13 protein-coding genes, 1 tRNA gene and 1 pseudogene are annotated in these 19,133 nt (G+C 57.1%); 12 read left to right on the forward strand and 3 right to left on the reverse strand.

Going from position 1 to position 19,133, the window contains the following annotated elements; translation table 11 throughout:
* Positions 1-28 precede the first annotated feature (28 nt).
* The 9 genes and pseudogenes from GHN86_RS05060 to GHN86_RS05100 all read left to right on the forward strand — a co-directional run.
* Positions 29-1,675: pseudogene (locus GHN86_RS05060) on the forward strand (glycosyl transferase family protein); the annotation flags it as partial.
* 56 nt (positions 1,676-1,731) lie between these two features.
* Positions 1,732-4,530, forward strand: a complete 2,799-nt coding sequence (locus GHN86_RS05065; RefSeq protein ID WP_153386183.1) for an NfrA family protein — start codon at positions 1,732-1,734, stop codon at positions 4,528-4,530.
* A gap of 24 nt (positions 4,531-4,554) precedes the next feature.
* On the forward strand, positions 4,555-5,553 hold the full coding sequence (locus tag GHN86_RS05070; protein WP_194286539.1) for an alginate O-acetyltransferase AlgX-related protein: 999 nt from the start codon (positions 4,555-4,557) through the stop codon (positions 5,551-5,553).
* Positions 5,554-5,556: 3 nt separating this feature from the next.
* Positions 5,557-6,672 (forward strand): alginate O-acetyltransferase AlgX-related protein, encoded by a 1,116-nt coding sequence (locus tag GHN86_RS05075; protein ID WP_228384870.1) that lies wholly within the window; start codon positions 5,557-5,559, stop codon positions 6,670-6,672.
* Positions 6,662-8,242: an MBOAT family O-acyltransferase gene (locus GHN86_RS05080; RefSeq protein ID WP_153386187.1), complete on the forward strand. Its 1,581-nt coding sequence runs from the start codon at positions 6,662-6,664 to the stop codon at positions 8,240-8,242. Before GHN86_RS05075 ends, GHN86_RS05080 begins: the two co-directional genes overlap by 11 nt.
* Before the next feature lie 25 nt (positions 8,243-8,267).
* Positions 8,268-8,516, forward strand: coding sequence for an acyl carrier protein (locus GHN86_RS05085; protein WP_153379314.1), 249 nt, complete (start codon positions 8,268-8,270; stop codon positions 8,514-8,516).
* A 37-nt stretch (positions 8,517-8,553) separates the two neighbouring features.
* Positions 8,554-10,026 carry an AMP-binding protein gene (locus GHN86_RS05090; protein ID WP_153379316.1) on the forward strand — a complete coding sequence of 491 codons (1,473 nt, stop codon included), beginning with the start codon at positions 8,554-8,556 and terminating at the stop codon, positions 10,024-10,026.
* On the forward strand, positions 10,023-10,682 hold the full coding sequence (locus tag GHN86_RS05095; RefSeq protein ID WP_153379318.1) for an alginate O-acetyltransferase AlgF: 660 nt from the start codon (positions 10,023-10,025) through the stop codon (positions 10,680-10,682). Before GHN86_RS05090 ends, GHN86_RS05095 begins: the two co-directional genes overlap by 4 nt.
* Before the next feature lie 8 nt (positions 10,683-10,690).
* Positions 10,691-11,818 (forward strand): acyl-CoA dehydrogenase family protein, encoded by a 1,128-nt coding sequence (locus tag GHN86_RS05100; protein ID WP_153386189.1) that lies wholly within the window; start codon positions 10,691-10,693, stop codon positions 11,816-11,818.
* Between the two features lie 42 nt (positions 11,819-11,860).
* Here the strand turns inward: GHN86_RS05100 and GHN86_RS05105 are convergent, their stop codons facing one another.
* The 3 genes from GHN86_RS05105 to GHN86_RS05115 form a co-directional block, all read right to left on the reverse strand.
* Positions 11,861-12,871 (reverse strand): DUF4434 domain-containing protein, encoded by a 1,011-nt coding sequence (locus GHN86_RS05105; RefSeq protein ID WP_153379322.1) that lies wholly within the window; start codon positions 12,869-12,871, stop codon positions 11,861-11,863.
* Between the two features lie 119 nt (positions 12,872-12,990).
* Complete coding sequence (locus GHN86_RS05110) at positions 12,991-14,337, reverse strand: glutamine synthetase family protein (RefSeq protein WP_153379369.1); 1,347 nt, start codon at positions 14,335-14,337, stop codon at positions 12,991-12,993.
* Positions 14,338-14,355: 18 nt separating this feature from the next.
* On the reverse strand, positions 14,356-14,910 hold the full coding sequence (locus tag GHN86_RS05115) for a helix-turn-helix domain-containing protein (RefSeq protein WP_153379324.1): 555 nt from the start codon (positions 14,908-14,910) through the stop codon (positions 14,356-14,358).
* A 308-nt stretch (positions 14,911-15,218) separates the two neighbouring features.
* Between GHN86_RS05115 and GHN86_RS05120 the strand changes: the two genes are divergently transcribed.
* The 3 genes from GHN86_RS05120 to GHN86_RS05130 all read left to right on the forward strand — a co-directional run bounded on the left by GHN86_RS05120 (position 15,219) and on the right by GHN86_RS05130 (position 19,114).
* Positions 15,219-15,293: transfer RNA gene (locus GHN86_RS05120), tRNA-Gln, on the forward strand.
* 201 nt (positions 15,294-15,494) lie between these two features.
* Positions 15,495-17,135, forward strand: a complete 1,641-nt coding sequence (locus GHN86_RS05125; protein ID WP_153379327.1) for a GMC family oxidoreductase — start codon at positions 15,495-15,497, stop codon at positions 17,133-17,135.
* Positions 17,136-18,940: 1,805 nt separating this feature from the next.
* A complete protein-coding gene (locus GHN86_RS05130; protein ID WP_153379329.1) occupies positions 18,941-19,114 on the forward strand; it encodes an integrase in 174 nt (57 codons plus the stop codon).
* Positions 19,115-19,133: the final 19 nt, after the last annotated feature.

A 19,133-nucleotide genomic window follows, 5' to 3' on the forward strand; every position in this document is an offset into this window, starting at 1 on the left:
CAATACCCTATAAAAGCGGGAGCAGTCCATGTCGTCGCTCTACTGGCCCTATCTGTTGGCTGACTACTATCACTACCTAGAGATTGCGACAGTGGTCGTCGGCATCCTGATCATGCTGTCCAGCATTGATGACCTGTTCATCGATGCCTGGTATTGGGTACGACGTGTCTACCGTGCGCTTATGGTCAAAAAGCGCTACAAGGGCAAAAAACTCACGGCAGAACAGTTGCGGGCCAAGCCTGAGCAACCCCTGGCGATCATGATTCCGGCGTGGCTGGAATATGACGTGATCGCCCCCATGCTCGAAAACATGGTCGGCTCACTGGAGTACAAAAATTACTCCATCTTCGTGGGCACCTACTGCAACGACGCACGCACCATTGAAGAAGTGGAGCGCATGCGTCGGCGCTATAAACAACTGATTCGCGTCGAAGTGCCCCACGATGGCCCCACCTGCAAGGCGGACTGCCTGAACTGGATCATTCAGGCCATTTTCAAACACGATGAACACCAGCCTGTTCCCTATGCGGGTGTCATCCTGCACGACAGTGAAGATGTGCTCCATCAACTGGAGTTGCACTACTTCAACTACCTGCTGCCGCGCATCGACTTCATTCAGCTGCCCGTTTCATCCCTTGAGCGCGAATGGTATGAGCTGGTTGCCGGGACCTACATGGATGAGTTTGCCGAATGGCATACCAAGGATCTGGTGGTGCGTGAAAGCATGTCCAGCCAAGTGCCTTCAGCCGGTGTAGGCACCTGTTTCTCCCGTCGTTCCTTGCTGGAATTGTCGGCAGAAACCAACAACCAGCCGTTCAACACCGACACCTTGACCGAAGACTATGACATCGGTGCGCGGTTGGCCCGTCGGGGCATGAAGCAGATTTTCGGTACCTTCCCGGTCGACTACATCGCTAAACGCAACTCCTGGTTCGGGCTGGGGCCGGTGAAAATGGTGCCGGTGCGCATGCCGTTGGGCGTACGCGAGTATTTCCCTGACACGTTTCGCACCGCCTACCGTCAAAAAGCCCGATGGACGCTGGGCATCGGCCTGCAAGGCTGGAGCCAGGTGGGCTGGGCAGGTTCGCTGGCCGACAAATACTTGCTCTATCGAGACCGTAAAGGGCTGGTGACGTCGTTTATCGCCATTCTTGCTTACGTGCTGCTGGCTCAGTTTTTGTTGATCATTCTGATCACCTCGATGGGCTGGTGGACCACCTGGTTCCCATCGGCACTGAGCCCCAGCAGCGGACTGATTCAATTGATGTGGATCAACAGCGTCCTGCTGGGACTGCGGGTTGTGCAACGAATGTACTTTGTCGGCAACCTGTATGGCTGGGAACACGCCGTGCTGTCTGTTCCGCGGATGATCATTGGTAATTTCATCAATGCCATGGCCGCAGCCCGGGCCTGGCGCCAATACCTGGGTCACCTGATCACCGGCAAGCGGCTGGTATGGGACAAGACCATGCACGACTTTCCGTCCGGCGATCAGCTCATTCAGCAGCGCCAGCGTCTGGGTGATCTGTTGATGTCCTGGCGCGCTATCGACTCCACCAAACTTGAGCAAGCGCTGGCGATTCAGGAGAAAGAACACCGCCCCTTGGGTGAAATCCTGTTGGAGCTGGGCTACCTCGATCAGGACACCCTGGATGAAGCGATTTCGTTCCAGAACACTAACAATGACGACCCCCAGGCCCAAGGCCCCACTGCGCAAAAAGTTGAGCTGACATGACTCCTCATTCCCGTTTGCTATTGCTCACTGCAGCCTTGTTGTGTGGTACTGGTCTGCTGGCACCGACAGTCATGGCGGCGGCTAATGAAGCCCCGCTGGAAGGCGCCGCCTGGCAACAGGCGGACATGGCCTACAAGAGCTATGAGTCAGGTCGCTACCGTGATGCACTCAAGCAGGTCAACGCCGCCTTGCAGCTGCGGCCCGATGTGGTCCGTCTAAACTTGCTGAAAATCTACACCCTGCAAAAGCTCGGGCGTCTGGGCGAAGCGCGGCAATTCGGCGAAGCGGCCATCAAACGCGGGGTTAATGACCCGACGTTGCGCAACACCGTCAAGAATTTGCAAAAACCGGCCACTGCCGGCGGCACGGGTACCGGGACTTCAGCCGCTTATAACAAAGGTTTCCCGCTGGCCACCAAAGGCTATGCTGCCTATAACGCCGGTGACATGCCAGCCGCCGAACAATTCGGTGAGCAAGCCTTTCGCGCTGACACCAGCCAAGGCGCCTGGGCACTGCTCTGGCTTGACGCACTTCAGGCTCAGGAAAAATGGCCTGAAGCGGTTCAGGCGGCCGAACAAATCATTGCCTTGAACCCGCCGAACAAGTCCGACATTGAAGCGCGCCGCGCCACCCTCAAGCGCAGCCTGGCGGTACGCCCGACTCAGCAGGCCTATCAAGCGTTGATTACCAATAAACCTGCCGAAGCCGCCCGCTTGGCCCGTGAAGCCGTAGACCTGGCACCCGACATCACCAGTCAGCGCCTATTGCTGGTAACCGCCCTGCTACAAAGCAACCAGTACGCAGAAGCCGAACAGGCCGCCGACGAGGGGCTGCAACAGAACGATGAAAACACCGTGATGCTGGTGATGCGTGCGTACTTGCGTCAGCTTCAAGGTAAAACTGACGCCGCCCGTGGTGACTTTGACGCGGCCATCGCTCAGGACTGGCTGGATGATGATCAGCGCCGTAACGTGCGCCTGATTGCGGTTGACGCTGCACTGGCCGCGGGTGACACGGCCCGTGCCGAACAACTGCTGGCGGCGCTGGATGCCACTGATGAGGCGACCATCAAACGCCGTACCCAGCTCGAAGAAGGCAAAAAACCGCCAGCTCGATTGACCACCGCGTTATACCCGGCTCCCGCGCAGTCCTGCACCGACACGCCCTATGGCACCCAGTGCGAACTCCTGCCGTCCGACTCAGTGACCGGCCCGCAGGGCCCTGCGACTGAAGCCTACGCGGCGTATGGGCGTCAGGATTATCAAGAAGCGATCAAACAGTCGCGACTGGCCGTCGAGCAAGACCCCAACAATGCCGATTACCAGCGCTTGCTGACTACGGCGTTGGCCTCGGGCACTGCCGCGCAAACGGCCGAAGCCGAGCAGCGCCTGTCGCGCCAGCTGGCAGTGACGCCAAACGATGCCGACCTGTTGATCCAGCGCGGTTATGTGCGCCAAATGAGCCGTCAGCCCGCCCTCGCCCTGCAGGATTTTCGTGCAGCGCAGGCCACCGGCAAGGCTCCGCCCACCGTGATTCTCAATCAGGCTTACGCACAAGCGGCCTTGGGGGACAGTCCAGGGGCAGTCAAGCAGCTGAAAAAAGCCATCGACATGGCGGATGCCCACCAGCTCGAACTGGACGATGAACAACGCTACAACACCCGCGGCGCCATTGCCGGGCTCGACCGTGAGTGGGGCGCGACCGTGTCGCTGGGCTTTCGCGGCGCGCAGCCGACCACCAATACCACCGGCGCTGGCTTGAGTACGGCGGGCGACTCGGTGTTCAGCACCAGCGAACTCTACTGGCGGCCGACGCAATTCAATGATCAGAACGGCATCCTTGAAGTTTATGGCCGTCTGACCAACACCTTGTATGACGAAGGCAGCAAGTTCCGTTCCGATGGTTTTGTCGATCCGTGCAGCGGTGCCAGCAACTCGGTTGATGGCATCGATACCAATAGCTCAAGCTCGGTCACCGGTTTCCCGAGCACCATTGGCTCCCTGGGTGTTCGCTATATGCTCGCTAACACCGGGCTGACCTTTGGTCTGGAGCGCAGATTTTTCCTGGGTTCGGCGACTCGTCAGGGCAATGCCTACCCGGCCGACAGCAACGACCAGTGCGACATACAAAATGCCGTAAATTCCGATAAAGCCCGCATAAATGGCGTCAGAGGCATGATGACCCGCTATCAACTGGACAGCGATGCAGGCGGCTGGCTGTCTTACATCACCTACGGTTTTTACAAAGGCACCGAGCTGCGCCGCAACGAGAACAGCTGGTTCACCATGGATGGCTACGCGCAACTGGGTTATGCCTGGGAAGACAACGACGCCACCTTTAAAGCCTATGACACGGATGCCGATGGCAACCGGTCGCGGGAACTGGCCAAAACGGACGGCCAACTCAAGCGCAAGCAGCTGTTTGCCAGTTCCGAAGTGCGTGTCGGGCGCAGCTACCTCTTCGATGCACTGGGCCCCAATGTGGTGGTCTTTCCACATATTGTCGGCGCCGTTGACTGGATCTGGCAGAAAGATCAGGCCACTGGTTTGAATTTCGGCAATAACGACAATATCGATTTGAGTGGTGTCAGCAGCAACTGGAACCTGACCAATGACTCAACCTCGTGGTCAATGGGCGTCGGCCCCGGTATTGCCGTGCGTTACTGGTTCCGCGAGGACCATTACAACGCGCCGCGCTCGTCCTTGAACTGGTCGATGCAATACCGCTACCCGATTGGCGGCGGTGCCACCGAACGGGCCAAAGGGCTGTTTATGAACCTTACTTTTTCTTATTAACCCAGCCAGCAAAGGATGCTACCCATGTCACTTTCATCTCGGCTAACCCATACCTTCAAGCGCCTGGGCACACCGTTGCTGGGCGCCACCCTGGTGCTGTCAATGAGCACTGTCGCCAAGGCTGACGACTCCTCTCTGGTCATTCGCGGCAGCGATGGCTGGCTGTTCCCCGGCTGGGGCAGCCTGACGGCCGTGGATGCCAAAGGTATTGACAATTCAACCGCGCTGATCAAAGAAGCCCGTACCGAGTTGAATAAAAAGGGCATCCAGTTGCAAGTGGTCGTGCTGCCTGATAAGACCTTGTTTTATCAGGACAAGCTGCCGGCGGACAAAAAACTCAGCCCTGAAGTCAAGCAGCGTTACCAGCTGATCATGAGCAAACTCAAAGGCGCGGGTATTTCCACCTTCGATGACTTCGCCCTGCTCAACCAGTTAAGAAACTCGGGCACAGACGTGTTTTACCGTACCGATCAGCACTGGACTCAGCCCGCAGCGGATGCCACCGCCGTGTCCGGCGCCGAGCTGATCAAACGTGAAGTGCCCAACCTTGCAGGCAGCCCGGGCACCGGCATGGTCCTTGGCAAAGAACTTAAGGAACGGCGTTTTGGCGACCTTGCCGAACGCTTTTTGACACCCGATCAGCAAAAGCAAACCGGCCGCGACACCTTTGTGGTCCGTCGCCAGGAAGCCGCTGCGGGCCTTCTTGACTCAGCACCGGCACCGGTTCACGTGACCGGCCATAGCATGGTTCAGCCTTATTTCGGTTTTCCGCAAAAGCTGTCCAACAGCCTCGACCGCCCTGTGTCGGTGAACTGGAAACCTGGCAACGTGGGTCCGTGGATCATGTTGCTGGAGTATCTGGAATCGGCCGACTTCAAAAAAAACCCGCCGCAAGTGCTGGTCTGGCAGATGTTTGAACCCAGTTATTCCTATGGCCCGCAAGCCACAGGTTTCTGGGACAACGCCTCGAACATGAGCGACAGCGCCTGGCGTCAACGCTTGCATGGCGCACTGGGACGTTAAACGATGGCCAATGAGCAGTTACCGGTCTCGCATCGCCGCAGTGGCGTTGCGCTTATTGCCCTGCTGACCGTCGGGTTTGGGGTCGGCGTCTGGATGCTGTACCACGCCAAACTGGAGCCGGGGCAACTCAAGCCCTCGGCCTGGGTGGATGGTTCGGCAGGTCAGGTACTGGGTAAGGTGATGCAATTACCGCTGCAGGATGAGGCCGATACCGTCACGTCCGCCGTACGCTATCGGCTGCTGGGCGATTATGGCAGCCAAGTGGTTCAGGGTTGCCCACAATGGCTGTATTACCGCGACGGCTTGCGCCCACAACCGGGTGTTACCGACGCGTATGAAGCACGCATTCAACTCATGCAGCACTGGATTGGCGACTTGAACCGTCAAGGCCTGAAAGTGCTGGTGGTGACCGTGCCCGACAAGTCACGCATCCAGACCGAAGGACTGTGCGGGCTGCAGCAAAGCCCGGTCATGCAGGCGCGCCTGCAACAGTGGCAAGACCGCCTGCAACAAGACGGCGTGACCTATGCCGACCTGTATCCGGCACTGGCGCAAGGTGCAGAACCGCGCTTTTTCCACACGGATGTGCATATGACGGCAGTCGGGGCGCAAGCTGCGGCTGAAGTGGTGGGCAAACAGGCGCTGACGTTGCTGGGCAGCAAGGGCAGCCAAACCTTCAATGTTTCGCCCCCCAGCCCCGCCGTTCCGCGCATGGGCGACCTGATAACCCTGGCGGGCCTTGAGCACGCCGCGCCGCAGTGGCGCCCACCTCTGGACAACGCCAGCCCGGTCAGCATCGAGCCTGTGCGCAGCGGTGGCCTGCTGGACGAAACACCGCAGGTGCAAGTGCTGCTGGTGGGCAGTTCAAACGGTCGTCGCAGTGAGTTTGGCGAACGCTTGAGTCAGCAACTGGGCCAACAGATCTGGAACCAAAGCATGGACGGCGGCCAATTCAGCGGCGCGTTGCTCGCTTCCCTGAAAAAACGTGAAGCCTGGCCTGCCAGCCTTAAGCTGGTCATTTGGGAGTTTTCCGAAATGGCCCTTTCCCTGCCGCTAAGCGCCGAAGAACGCGCCGTGCTGGCCACTTTGCCAGCGCAACGGGACGACCATGCTCTTTAACTCCTATTTGTTTTTATTCCTGTTTCTGCCGGTCACGCTGACCGCTCACTACCTGTTCAGTGCCATCAGCCCGCGTCTGGCTGCCGTGTGGCTGTGCATCACTTCGCTGGTGTTTTATGGCTGGTGGAACCCGCAATTCGTGATGTTGCTGATGGGCTCGATCGCCTTCAACTACATCGTTAGCCTGTGCATCCTCAGCACCGCAAACCGACCAAGACTGCAACTTGCAGTGACCACCTTTGGCGTGGCCACCAACATCGCACTGCTGTTCCACTACAAATACTTCGTTACCCTGGTGAACTTCGCCGGCGAGTTGGGCTTTGGCAGCGGGCGCATGGACGACCTCATCCTGCCGCTGGGTATTTCATTCTTCACCTTTACCCAGATCGGCTTTTTGCTGGACTGCCGGGGCGGCATCGTTAAGGAACGCAGCCTGCTCAGCTATGTGCTGTTCGTGACGTTTTTCCCGCATTTGATTGCCGGTCCCATCCTTCATCACAAAGAGATGATGCCGCAATTCGCCAAGCCTGAAACCTACCGCTTTCGCTTCGAGAACCTCAGCATTGGCGGCATGCTGTTTGTGATCGGGCTGGCTAAAAAGGTGCTGCTGGCCGACCCCATTGCCGGCTACGCCGACGCAGGCTTCGCGCAGCCAGGTGAGTTGCAGTTCTGGTCGGCCTGGGGCACCGGGCTGGCATATGCGCTGCAACTGTACTTCGACTTTTCCGGCTACTCGGACATGGCGTTGGGGCTGGCCAAGATGTTCGGCATCCGCTTCCCGCTGAACTTCTTTTCGCCGTACAAAGCCAGCGGCATCATTGAGTTCTGGTCACGCTGGCACATGACCCTTACCCGTTACCTGACCGCCTACCTGTATTACCCGGTGGCGATGGCCGTGTCACGGTATCGCAGTAAGCACAACTTGCCGGTGGGTACACAAGGCGTCTCAACCCTTGGCGGGTTCGCTTCAGCGGTTATTTTGCCCACCACATTCACCATGGCGCTGGCAGGTATCTGGCATGGTGCCGGTCTTCAGTACCTGATTTTTGGGCTGATGCACGCGGCGTACCTGTCGATCAACCACGCCTGGCGGGTCTTTGTGGTGAGCCGCACGCCGATCGCCGAACGCACCAGCAACCGGCTCAAAACCGCAGGCTTTGTCCTGCTGACATTTGCCGCCGTTATCTTCGCTCAAGCTTTCTTCAGAGCCGAAAATACACTGGATGCCGTGCATCTGGTCGAAGGAATGCTGGGGCTTCGCGGTTTCGACAGCCTGCCCTCTGTGCTGTACCCGGCAGACATCAACTGGGCAGATAGCTGGCGCCTGTTTGCGGGCCGTCATCTGGAAACCCTGCATGTTCTGGCGCTGCTCGCTATCGTGTGGTGCCTGCCCAACTCGCATCAAATCATGGGCATTCATTCACCGGCGCTGGCAAAACCGCAACCCACTAGTATCGCGTTTCTGCGCTGGGAACCTACCGCCAAATGGCTGGTGATTCTGGCGGGTCTCCTACTGCTTTGCCTGATGAACCTGCACAAGGAAGCGCGCTTCCTCTACTTCCAGTTTTAATCCTTAATCAACGGAGCACTGCACCATGAATCGTCAAGAAATCCTCACCAAGCTGGATGAGATTGTCTACAACGTGATCGGCACCCATGTCGCGCCAGATGCGGCTCTGTCAGACAGCGGACTGGATTCAATGACCAAGGTCGATCTAGCGCTGGCCGTAGGTAAAGCCTTTGGCTGCAAGATCCCGGCGACTGAAATCGACGAGTATCTGGAGTCCATTGATACCCTGGCGGCCTTTGTCGAGGAGCACCAAACCCTCAGCGCCAAGGCCTGACACACACGGATGTTCGACCACGCTCGGGGGACTGGGTATGTACTTTGATTTTGATCGCTGTGAATTCGCTGAACTGGATCAGTTCACCGACGCCCCGGCGTTGCGTGATACCGAACGCGCCATCAACTGGGCGCAGCTATATGCGGCCACCCAAGCCTGGCAGGCACGGGCAACAGCAGCAGGCGTGAAGCCGGGGCATGCGCTGGTGATCTCGGGGCATAAACAGATCGAATTCGTTGTCGCCATGCTCGGTTGCTTGCGCATGGGCGTGACGTACGTGCCCGTCGACAGCATCAACCCGCCGGAGCGTCTCAAGCGCATCATCGACCGCGTGGCGGCCGTCAAATGGTACAACGCAGCCCTCGACGCTTTCGAAGACGGTGCCGCTGAACCCTTGCCACTGGCAGAGCCGGGACTGGCGTACATCATGTTCACCTCGGGCAGCACCGGCGAGCCCAAGGGCGTGCAAATCGGCCGTGACAGCGTTGGGTTATTTGCTGGCTGGATCCGCGAGTGCCTGACACTGGGACCGCGTCCGGTATTCATGAACCAGATGCTGTTCAGCTTCGACTTTTCCCTGTTCGACCTGTGTGGTGCGCTGGCCTTGGGTGGGCTGTGCGTCCTCTGCCCACGGGAAACCATTGCCGACCCTGAGGCTTTCGTGCGCTACCTGGCCGATAACGGCGTACAAGTGTGGGCCTCAACCCCCGCCTTTGTGCGTCAACAGTTCCTCAACGACGACTTCAATGAGGCCCATTTGCCCCGGTTGAAGGCGTTTGTATTCGGTGCCGAGTCGCTGTCACCGGCCATGGCCGAGCAACTGTGGGAACGCTTCCCGAGTGCACGCATCATCAACTCATACGGCCCCACTGAAGCCACGTGCTCCACCACCTGGGTGGAGATTGAAAGGCCGCTCACGGGCGCGCGTAATCCGTTGCCCATCGGCCGCGCCAAACCCTATGCCGAGGTGTTTCTGGACGACGGTGAGATCTGTGTCGCGGGCGACCACGTCATGCGCGGCTACTTTGGTCGCCCAGACCTGACCGCGCAAAGTCTGTTTCTGCACAATGGCAAACGTGCCTACCGCACGGGCGATATTGGCGAAATCGATGACAACGGGCTGGTCTACTTTCATGGCCGTCGGGATGATCAGATCAAACTCAATGGTTACCGGATTGAACTGGGTGAAGTGGATGCTGCGCTGACAGGCCTGAACGGCGTTCATGCGGCCGCCACCATCGCCCTGCGTCGTCCCGATGGCACGTTGATACGCATGATCGGTTTTGTGTCCACGCCCAAGTCGCTCGACCCCGGAGTGCTTGGGCCCTTGCCGCCAACCCTGAGCGACTGGAAACAACAGTTGGGCGAGCGGCTGCCGCCTTATATGATCCCGTCAGAACTGGTGGCGTGCGGGCAATTCCCCACCAGCGTGTCCGACAAGGTTGATCGCAAACGGCTGGAAGCCCTTTATCGAGAAGCCAATATGCGCCCCCTCAAGGAGAAAACATGAAACCCCTCGCACTGCGTATCACCCTTGTGCTGGGCGCCTGCCTGGCGGGCCCGGCAATGGCCGAAGGCGTATTGGCGCAGCTCTATGCGCCCCGCCCGCCCGCAGGCTCGGCTTTTGTGCGAGTGGTCAATCCATCCGCCGACACCGTCAAGGTGCAAATCAGCAACGGTGCTGAACAAGCCATCGGCCCGCAACAACTGGCCAGCAACTACACCGTGGTCAAGGGCGATCAGAGCTTTACCGTCAGTCTCAATGGCAAGCCAGTGGGGCAATTGAAAGTCGCACCTGACAGCTTCAACACCTTGGTGCAACACAACGGCGAGTTCCAGATTCTGAACGACAGCAACGGCAACGAAGACGCCCTCAAAGCCGAACTGCGTTTCTATAATCTGGCCAGTGATTGCCCCAAGGGCAGCCTCAAGGTGGCCGATGGCGGCCCCGTCCTGTTTGCCGATGTGGCATCCCACGCCACGGTCGCTCGCGGTATCAACCCGGTGAGTGCATCATTGAGTGCGGGCTGCGGTAACGCCACCTCTGAAAAACTACCACTGCCCAAGCTTGAGCCCGGCGATCACTACAGCTTGTTTTTGACTGGCAGCGCAGCCGCTCCAGTACTGAGTGGCCAAATCGCCAAAACCGAAGGTTACGGAAAGTAGGACAACCGATGCGCACGATTTTTCGCGACGACCATTTAATGTTTCGCGAGCAGGTTCAACGCTTTATCAGCGAGCGCATTCTGCCGCGTTACCAACAATGGGAAAAAGACGGAATCACTCCACGCTCGCTATGGCGTGAGGCGGGAGAGAACGGCTTGCTCAACTGCTCATTGCCCGAGCCTTACGGTGCGGGTGGCGACTTTGGCCACGCTGTGGTGGTGATTGAAGAACTGGCGCGCGCCAATTGTCTGGGCATCGGCTTCTCGATCCACTCGGACATGGTCGCCCCTTACCTGGACCGACTCGGCACCGCGGCTCAAAAAGACCGCTGGCTCCCTGCAATGGCGCGAGGTGAGATCATTGGCGCGATCGCCATGACCGAACCCGACGCGGGCAGTGACGTGAAAGCCATCCGCACACGGGCCATTCGCGACGGCGATGACTTTGTCATTAGCGGGCAAAAAACCTGGATCACCAATGGCGTAAATGCGGGGCTGGTCATTGTGCTGGCCAGTACCGATCCCGACATGGGTGCCCGCGGGTTGTCGTTCTTTTGCGTGGAAGAAGGCCTGCCCGGTTTCAGCAAAGGCCCGGCCATGCTCAAGATTGGCCAGCATGCCCAGGACACCTGCGAACTGTTCTTCGATCAAGTGCGAGTACCGGCCGACTGCCTGCTGGGCAAACTTGATGCAGGCTTCGAATACATGGGCCAGGAGATGGCCCGTGAGCGCCTGGCGATCGCCTTGCGCGCGGCGGCTTCGGCCGAAGGCATGCTCGAAGAGACTAAAAACTACACCCGTGAGCGCAAAGTGTTCGGCAAGCGGGTGATCGACTACCAGAACAATCGCTTTGTATTGGCGGACGCCAAATCGCGTCTGACCATGCTGCGGGTGTTTCTCGATGACTGCGCACTGCAACTGATGCAAGGCACCCTGGACCCGGTGACGGCCGCCATCGCCAAGCTCAACGCGACCGAGATCCAGGGCCAGGTTCTCGATGACCTGTTGCAGCTGCATGGCGGCTACGGCTACAGCGCCGAGTACGGCATTGGCCGTGCCTGGGCAGACGCACGGGCGTTGCGCATTCTGGGAGGGAGCAGCGAAATCATGCGCGAAATTATTGGTCGCTCACTGTAAGCAGCCAGCATGTGGCCCGTTTGATCGGGCCACATGTCAGGCTCAGAACCACCCGTTCAGCAGCTTGTCTTTCAGGGTTTTGGCGTACTCATCATCTGCCGTCACCCAAGGCTCGATGGCAAAGGCCACGATGCTCTGTGCCCCGGTGCCCTTGGCCCACGCGTACTGACGCTTGACTCGTGAGTAATCGGCCGAACGCGCAGTAAACTCGGAAAATTTGGTGCTCTCGGAAGGCAGTTGCTCGAACAACTCGACGATCACATCAAAGGGCAGGTGCTGTTCACGCAAATAAGCGATCAGCGGGTCCACCCCGTCGAGATTGTCCCAGCCCGCCACACCGACACCGTCCTGCACCATGACGCGCAATTGGGTACGTTTGAGCAAGGACTGCCATAGCTGCAACAACGAGCCCTGTGTTTGCAGCACGCTGAAGTACGTTGAAATGGACGGCACGCCCTGATTGGCCTTTTGCGACACCTGCGACAGCGCCGTCAGCCAGTCGCCCAGCAACGCCTGCCGCACCGGACTGACCCAGTTGTATTGCTCGATCTCATAAGGAATGTACCAGCCGCTGAACTGCGGATGCATGGGCCACGTCGAGTCGCGCATAAAGGCACTGGCGGCCTGCAGCGACTGATTGAACCAGGTCGGCAACGCCTGCTCATCTTCGGATGCAATAGCTGCCCACCAGCCATTGTCATAAGGCAAACCTACGCGCACTTGCAGGCCATATTCTGCGCACGCATCGAGCAAAGCCTGCATGCTGGCGTCAGACAGCATCCAGTCGCCACCTTCAACCCCGGTGCCGGTCTGACCTACCCACTGCAAGACAATCTCGGAGCATCCGACCTGCTTGAGGAACGCCATGCGCTGGCGCCACGCTTCGGGGGGCAGATCAAGGTGGCTTTTCCAGAGCTGGAGAAATGTGGAGCGGAATTCCGGTTTGGGTGAGCACCCGGCCAAAGGCCCCAAAAGCGCCAGAACCGGGGCGCAAATGGCCAAGCGCAGAAGCAGACGTCTTTGACTACAGGGGGCTTGCGGCGAATTTCGCATTGCACGCTCATCAATAAAGGCAGTTGACCTCTCACCACTGACAAGAGGCCCAGTTTTCGAAGCGTAGCGGAATACTTCAAGAGTGCAGGGAAAAATGTTTAGAGGACTTCAGAGCTGTCTCACAAAAACCAGCGATATTCTCTGACACTGATGTCCTGCATAAACGCCAGATGATCCTGTCGCTTGTTCTCGCAGTACACCTCGACAAACTCGGCGCCCAGGCCTTCACGCAATGACGGCTGACCTTGCATGGCGCGCACTCCTTCCAGCATGTCCAGGGGAAAAGCTATGCCGCTGCTGCGATCCTCATTGAGTGAGGCAATCGGCTCCTTGCCTGCCATCAGTCCCTGTTCCAGCCCCACCAAAATCGCTGCCAGCACCAGATACGGATTGGCATCAGCGCCCGCCAGACGATGCTCGACACGCAGGTTTTTGTCATCCGATTCGGGAATTCGCAGGCAGGCATCACGATCTTCATAGCCCCAACTGGCCTGATTGGCGACATTGGTGTTGCCGCCGAAACGGCGCAAGGCATTCAGATTAGGCGCGAACATCGGCATGCTTGCGGGTAGCAGTTCAAGACAACCCGCCACCGCATGGCGCAGGGGACGGTGCTCATCAACCGCTAACAGGTTGTTGCCCGCCCTGTCGTACAGACTGACATGTACATGCATGCCGCTGCCCGGATGTTGCAGGTAGGGCTTAGCCATAAAACTGGCGCGAAGACCGTGCTTGAGGGCCACGCCTCGCGTGCTGCGGCAAAACAGTGCGGCCCAATCTGCGGCCCGTAAACCATCGTCGAGATGAGCGAAATTGATTTCAAACTGACCCGGCCCCAACTCGGCCGTGATCACCGTGGCATCAACACCTTGAGCCTGCGCCGCGCTCACCATGTCATCGAGCACCGGTGAAAAGCGCGACAACCGTTCGATGTGCATGTTCGGTTGATCGTCAGCGTCGCCCGTCAGCGCATCTCGCGGGAACTGTGGCAGCCCATCGCACAACTGTTTATCGAACAGGTAGAACTCAAGCTCGAACGCCACCACCGGGTGAATGCCTTTACCCGCCAACCGATTCAGCACTCGGGCCAACACCTCGCGCGGCTCAAACTCAATGGGTTTATCGGTGCCGTCGGAGCTGATCAGCATCTGGCCCAGCGGCTGCGCCTCCCACGTCACCGGCTTGAGCGTGCCGGGCACCAAGCGCCTTACCGCGTCGGGGTCGCCGTCGTTAAAACAGTAATCGCCAATGTTGAACAACCCGCCCTGCGTGCCCAGCAGCACGCAATTCTGCGGCAGTTTGAGGACACTGCCAGCGGCCACTTTTTCGAGCATGTCCACCGGATAACGCTTGCCGTAAAAATGCCCGGGGATGTCCAGACAAATAAGGTCGACATACCGAACATCGGGGTAGAGCTGGCGAAACGCACGCACCTCGGCCAGCAGATCAGAGCACGCAGCATCCATCATGGTTGTTTCTTCCTGTCAGGTATAAACCCAAAGCACACGCGTCACGTGCTCGGTCAGATTGGCGTAGCGGCAGCGGGTATGGCTGTCGTATTGAAAACTGTCCCCGGCGTTTAACGTGACCGGGTCATCCTCGTCCAGCCACAGCGTCAATTGACCCTCGATGACATACCCGCCCTGCTCCGAACTGTCCGTCATCGGTCGCTCACCACTGTTGGCGCCAGCCTGCAAAATGCTTTCGAGCATGGAGAATGCGGAGCCCATTTTCGGCGACACCAAGATGTCCGTAATGCCGTTGGCGAAAAACAGCGTGCGGCGCTCATCGGGGCGCGTCACCCAAGGCAACTGTTGGGGTTTAGGTTGGCGATAAAAATACGTTGTCGGCACACCCAGGGTTTCACTGATCGCCGTGAGGTCAGCCACTGTCGGCTGTGACAAACCGCGCTCGACTTGCGACAAAAATCCCACCGACCGGCCCATTTTGTCTGCCAGCTGCTTGAGGGTGAATTTCTTGTGTTTACGCAAGTCGTGGATAAGGGTCGCCAGCGCTGCGATTTCTTCATGTTTATTCATGACGGGTTACGGGCCGGTTCAGAACAAAAGTAAGACACTCAAACACCCGCATGAAATTAATAAATATAAATTTCATGAAAATTTACATTCTAAATTTCACATCAGCAAGCGTCCTTTTCGGTGAAATGGGCTTCCACACACCTGAATTTGGACTAAGCAGCTGTTTTTATGAGATTTTTTTCAAAAAAAGCTTTGCAGAATCGTAAAACGTTGGTAAATTGCCGCCCACTCTTGGAGAGAGCCAAAAAGCCTTCTCAAACAAGAGCGCAACATGTCACTTGAGTGCCAGCACTCACTGCAACAGATACAGGGGCGTCGCCAAGCGGTAAGGCAGCAGGTTTTGATCCTGCCATGCGTTGGTTCAAATCCAGCCGCCCCTGCCATTTTCCAGATACATCCTCGCATCCCCAAGACCCGCACTTGAATCTTTACTGGTTCTGCATGCGGGCTTTCGTGTGCCTGCCCTTTTTCAAACCTGAATAGTCCGTACGAGGTAAGTCGCTAGCCGGCACCTGTGAAAGGATCAAAAGGTCCGCGCCTCATTCACACAGGCCCGCCTTTGAACTCACGCAAGGGAATTACCGTTGACCGACACCTTTGACTACATCGTGGTGGGTTCTGGCTCGGCGGGAGGCACATTGGCCGCACGCCTGAGCGAAGACGGTCGCTACCGGATTCTGTTGCTGGAAGCAGGCGGCAGCCACAAGCGCTTTCTGGTCAATATGCCTGCGGGATGGGGAGCGATGACCTACAGCCCAGCATTCTCCTGGATGCACACCACCGAACCGGAAAAATACGCAGGCGGGCGCCGCATGATGATGCCCCGAGGCAAAGTGGTCGGAGGCTCTTCGTCCATCAACGGAATGATCTATATCCGCGGGCACGCGCAGGATTACGCCGACTGGGTGAGCGCAGGCGCCACGGGCTGGAGCTGGCCTGAACTGCTGCCCTACTTTGTGCGCACCGAAGATCAACAGCATATTCGCAACGCCTGGCACGGACAGGGCGGCCCGCTGGCGGCCAGCGACCCGCCACACGTACACCCGGTGTCGCACGCCATGCTCGAAGCGGCAGCACAAGCGGGCCTCAAACCGGTCAGCGACTTCAACGATGGCAAGGCCGAGGGCGCGGGCTTCTTTCAGGTCAATTTACGCGAGGGTCGACGCTCCTCCATTGCCAGCAATGCCATCGAACCCGCCTTGCGCCGCGCCAACTTAAAGCTGGTCACGCGGGCGATGGTGCAACGCATTGTGTTTGAGGGTCGTCGCGCCACTGGCGTGGAATACACCCTGCCCGACGGCAGCCTGCAACGGGCCAAGGCGGGCCGCGAAGTGCTGCTATGCGCCGGAGCGCTACAGTCCCCCCAATTGTTGATGGTGTCGGGTATCGGCCCTGCCTCACAGCTGGAAGCGCTGGGCATTGAAGTCATCGCGGATTTGCCGGGGGTGGGTGAAAACCTTCAAGACCACGTCAGCGCTCCCCTGTGCTGGAAGCTCAAAGCGGGCGTGCGAGGCATGAACCACACCTTTCGTGGCGTTCACTTGGCGGTGTCGGTGTTGCAGTACCTGACCCGTCGATCGGGCTCCATGATGAGTGCGCCCGCGCAATTTGGCTGCTACCTCAAAAGCACCCCAGACCTGACCTATAACGATATTCAAGTGTTCGGCCTGCCCATGACCGGAGCGCCCGACGCTGACAGCAAAAAGCCGCCTCAGCCTGACAGCTTCAACGGTATGACCCTGGGCCCCTTGCAAGGCCGCCCCTTCTCGCGCGGCCATGTCCGCCTCAAAAGCCGTGACATGAATCAACACCCGGCAATCACCATGAACTACCTGCACGACGCTCGCGATCGCAGCGCACTGCTCTGGTCGTTTCGCTGGTTACGCGACATGGCGCAACAACCGGCCATGGCAAGCATCATTGACGCCGAGGTACGACCCGGCCCTGAGGTGCAAAGCGACGAGCAATGGCTGACCTGGATGCAACCATTGCTGACAACCGCTTACCACCCGGTGGGCACCTGCCGCATGGGCCGCGCCGACGACCCTATGGCCGTCTGCACACCCGACCTGCGTGTTCGAGGGATCGAAGGTTTACGCGTGATTGACGCCTCCGTCATGCCCAATTTGATCTGTGGCAACACCAACGCCACCACCGTGGTCATCGGCGACAAAGGCGCCGACCTTGTGTTGGGGCGTAGCCCGATGGCAGCGTTATATCTTTGAACGTTTCCCACTGCATTACCTGACCCAACCAAACACATGAACAACAAGCACAACGCAACGTGTTTGGTCTGGCGTGATTAAAACCGAAACGACAACCCCCTTTTCAGAGTGTTGAAAATGCGTAATAAGCGAATAATATGTATCGGCTTTGTATATTTAAACCACATTTTTAAACCCAGTAAAAACCCCAACAAATGAAAACCTTAAAAACTCTTACCACTCCATCACCTCAGCTTTACTCCTGTACCCTTCACAACAACCGGACATAGGCAGGCATACAGCGCAAAAAGAAATTTTTGCTCAACCAACACCTACGCCCGAACAGCACCATAAATGCAGCCACTGATGCGACTTCTCTCTTTCGTTCGAGCAGGTCGTTTACCCCCAGAACCCAGCACTCATAACGACGGGTTCCAATTAAAAATCAGAAAGAAAAAAACAGAACATACAATAAAACAAACCAGCTTATAATTAATCTTTTTAACTTCTTTACTCACACACTCACCTTGCATCAAACCCAACGCTCACACCAGCAAGAAAGCTGCCTGCCGATACAAGGCAATTATACCCTCAAGATAATCAGCAGCCTCACTCCCCTCAACAAGGCCAGCATCATACAACGCCTCTATGTAACCCGAAGCTCTACCATACAGCTCATCCAACTTAAGCCTATCACTGGCAGCCCTTATTTCATCCTTCAGCCCTCTTAGCATTTCCAGCAGCGAAGACTCGATTGAGCCATCACATTCGCACGTTCCATATACCTCACACTTCGACGCTCGAACCTTACAACAAAACATTCATTTTCCTTAATCAGATCATTGCTCACAGCCCAATACGTTCAACGCAAAAGCATGCCCCATACTCATTAAAAAATCGCCCACACAAAAGGGCTATCACCCATAAACTTTGGTAATCGCTGCCTCTCAAAAGTCTTATATAACTATTTTTTAGAACTTGTGCTACCGGCTACTTCCAAAACAAATCCACATTTCACTTAAACAATAGACACCGCCGACTTCCGGCAACAATGAATTCGAGAGTACCTTCAGCTTCCCCTGCTAACGCACACCCACTCTGCGCGACATAAACCCAATAGAGGGGAATCAATCATGTTAGATAGGCGCCTAACTTTCAGCTCAATCTTCAAATGATCTCCAAGTGTAAATGACTTTCATTTAGTGTGGTTATTATGGATTTAATCGACATTAAATAAACGAGATAAATCTGTCAAGCATGTAGCCGCCTTGCATGTACCTGATCACCCATTGCGATGCTGTGATTGAAAAGCACCCACAAAGTGGCTAACTGATTGAAAAATATAGTCCTAGTGGTGATATCCGAACCTGGCCACCCATGCCCACACAAGCAGAGCAAATCTTCGGTTTATGACTGTTGTCACTGGCGCTTGCTGCAATCAAACAGTGACAGATACAAGGTCTGGCTGTGAATTTGTCGAAAAACACTGGGCAGGAATACTTTTAAAATCGTATTTGAAACCGTCCAAACCATTGGCTTAGCACCATCCATTAACGGTTAGCAATTCGCCTGATTAATGTGCAGGCGATTCTATGAAGGCACTGGATATTTGATGTCGAGCCTTTGCGATTCGATTGTACAAAACCGAACAAAAAAGAACCGTCAAGGGTAGTGTTTCCGCCTCAAGCTGTCAGTTAACGTCACTTAGCGATGCAGGCATTTTTGAGTGATTTGGCGGGCGCAGCTGTTCGCCAACCCTGCCAATTGCGAATTTCATCGTACGTCGCTCATGCAACGGGTGGCACTCCTACGCTACCATGTGCCCCATGGCAGGCATGAACCCTGCGTTTATCACCAATCAGCTTGGCCACAGCGTGCAAGGGTTGCTCTCAACTGACGCTCAGTGGCTGGATTCCAGTACGCACTGGAGCGAGCTCGGGACACTCGACAACAGGCTGATTGGTACAACATTGGTACGACCCGACGAAGTGCCACTATGAAACCCGCATGGAAATAGCC

The sequence above is a fragment of the Pseudomonas helleri genome, from assembly GCF_009600315.1.
GTDB classification, from domain to species: Bacteria; Pseudomonadota; Gammaproteobacteria; order Pseudomonadales; family Pseudomonadaceae; genus Aquipseudomonas; species Aquipseudomonas helleri_A.

Excerpts from the sequence above, each read along its gene's own strand:
- GHN86_RS05065 (WP_153386183.1), top strand. The coding sequence starts at position 1,732 with ATGACTCCTCATTCCCGTTTGCTATTGCTCACTGCAGCCTTGTTGTGT.
- GHN86_RS05070 (WP_194286539.1), top strand. The coding sequence starts at position 4,555 with ATGTCACTTTCATCTCGGCTAACCCATACCTTCAAGCGCCTGGGCACA.
- GHN86_RS05075 (WP_228384870.1), top strand. The coding sequence starts at position 5,557 with ATGGCCAATGAGCAGTTACCGGTCTCGCATCGCCGCAGTGGCGTTGCG.
- GHN86_RS05080 (WP_153386187.1), top strand. The coding sequence starts at position 6,662 with ATGCTCTTTAACTCCTATTTGTTTTTATTCCTGTTTCTGCCGGTCACG.
- GHN86_RS05085 (WP_153379314.1), top strand. The coding sequence starts at position 8,268 with ATGAATCGTCAAGAAATCCTCACCAAGCTGGATGAGATTGTCTACAAC.
- GHN86_RS05090 (WP_153379316.1), top strand. The coding sequence starts at position 8,554 with ATGTACTTTGATTTTGATCGCTGTGAATTCGCTGAACTGGATCAGTTC.
- GHN86_RS05095 (WP_153379318.1), top strand. The coding sequence starts at position 10,023 with ATGAAACCCCTCGCACTGCGTATCACCCTTGTGCTGGGCGCCTGCCTG.
- GHN86_RS05100 (WP_153386189.1), top strand. The coding sequence starts at position 10,691 with ATGCGCACGATTTTTCGCGACGACCATTTAATGTTTCGCGAGCAGGTT.
- GHN86_RS05105 (WP_153379322.1), bottom strand. The coding sequence starts at position 12,871 with ATGCGAAATTCGCCGCAAGCCCCCTGTAGTCAAAGACGTCTGCTTCTG.
- GHN86_RS05110 (WP_153379369.1), bottom strand. The coding sequence starts at position 14,337 with ATGGATGCTGCGTGCTCTGATCTGCTGGCCGAGGTGCGTGCGTTTCGC.
- GHN86_RS05115 (WP_153379324.1), bottom strand. The coding sequence starts at position 14,910 with ATGAATAAACATGAAGAAATCGCAGCGCTGGCGACCCTTATCCACGAC.
- GHN86_RS05130 (WP_153379329.1), top strand. The coding sequence starts at position 18,941 with ATGGCAGGCATGAACCCTGCGTTTATCACCAATCAGCTTGGCCACAGC.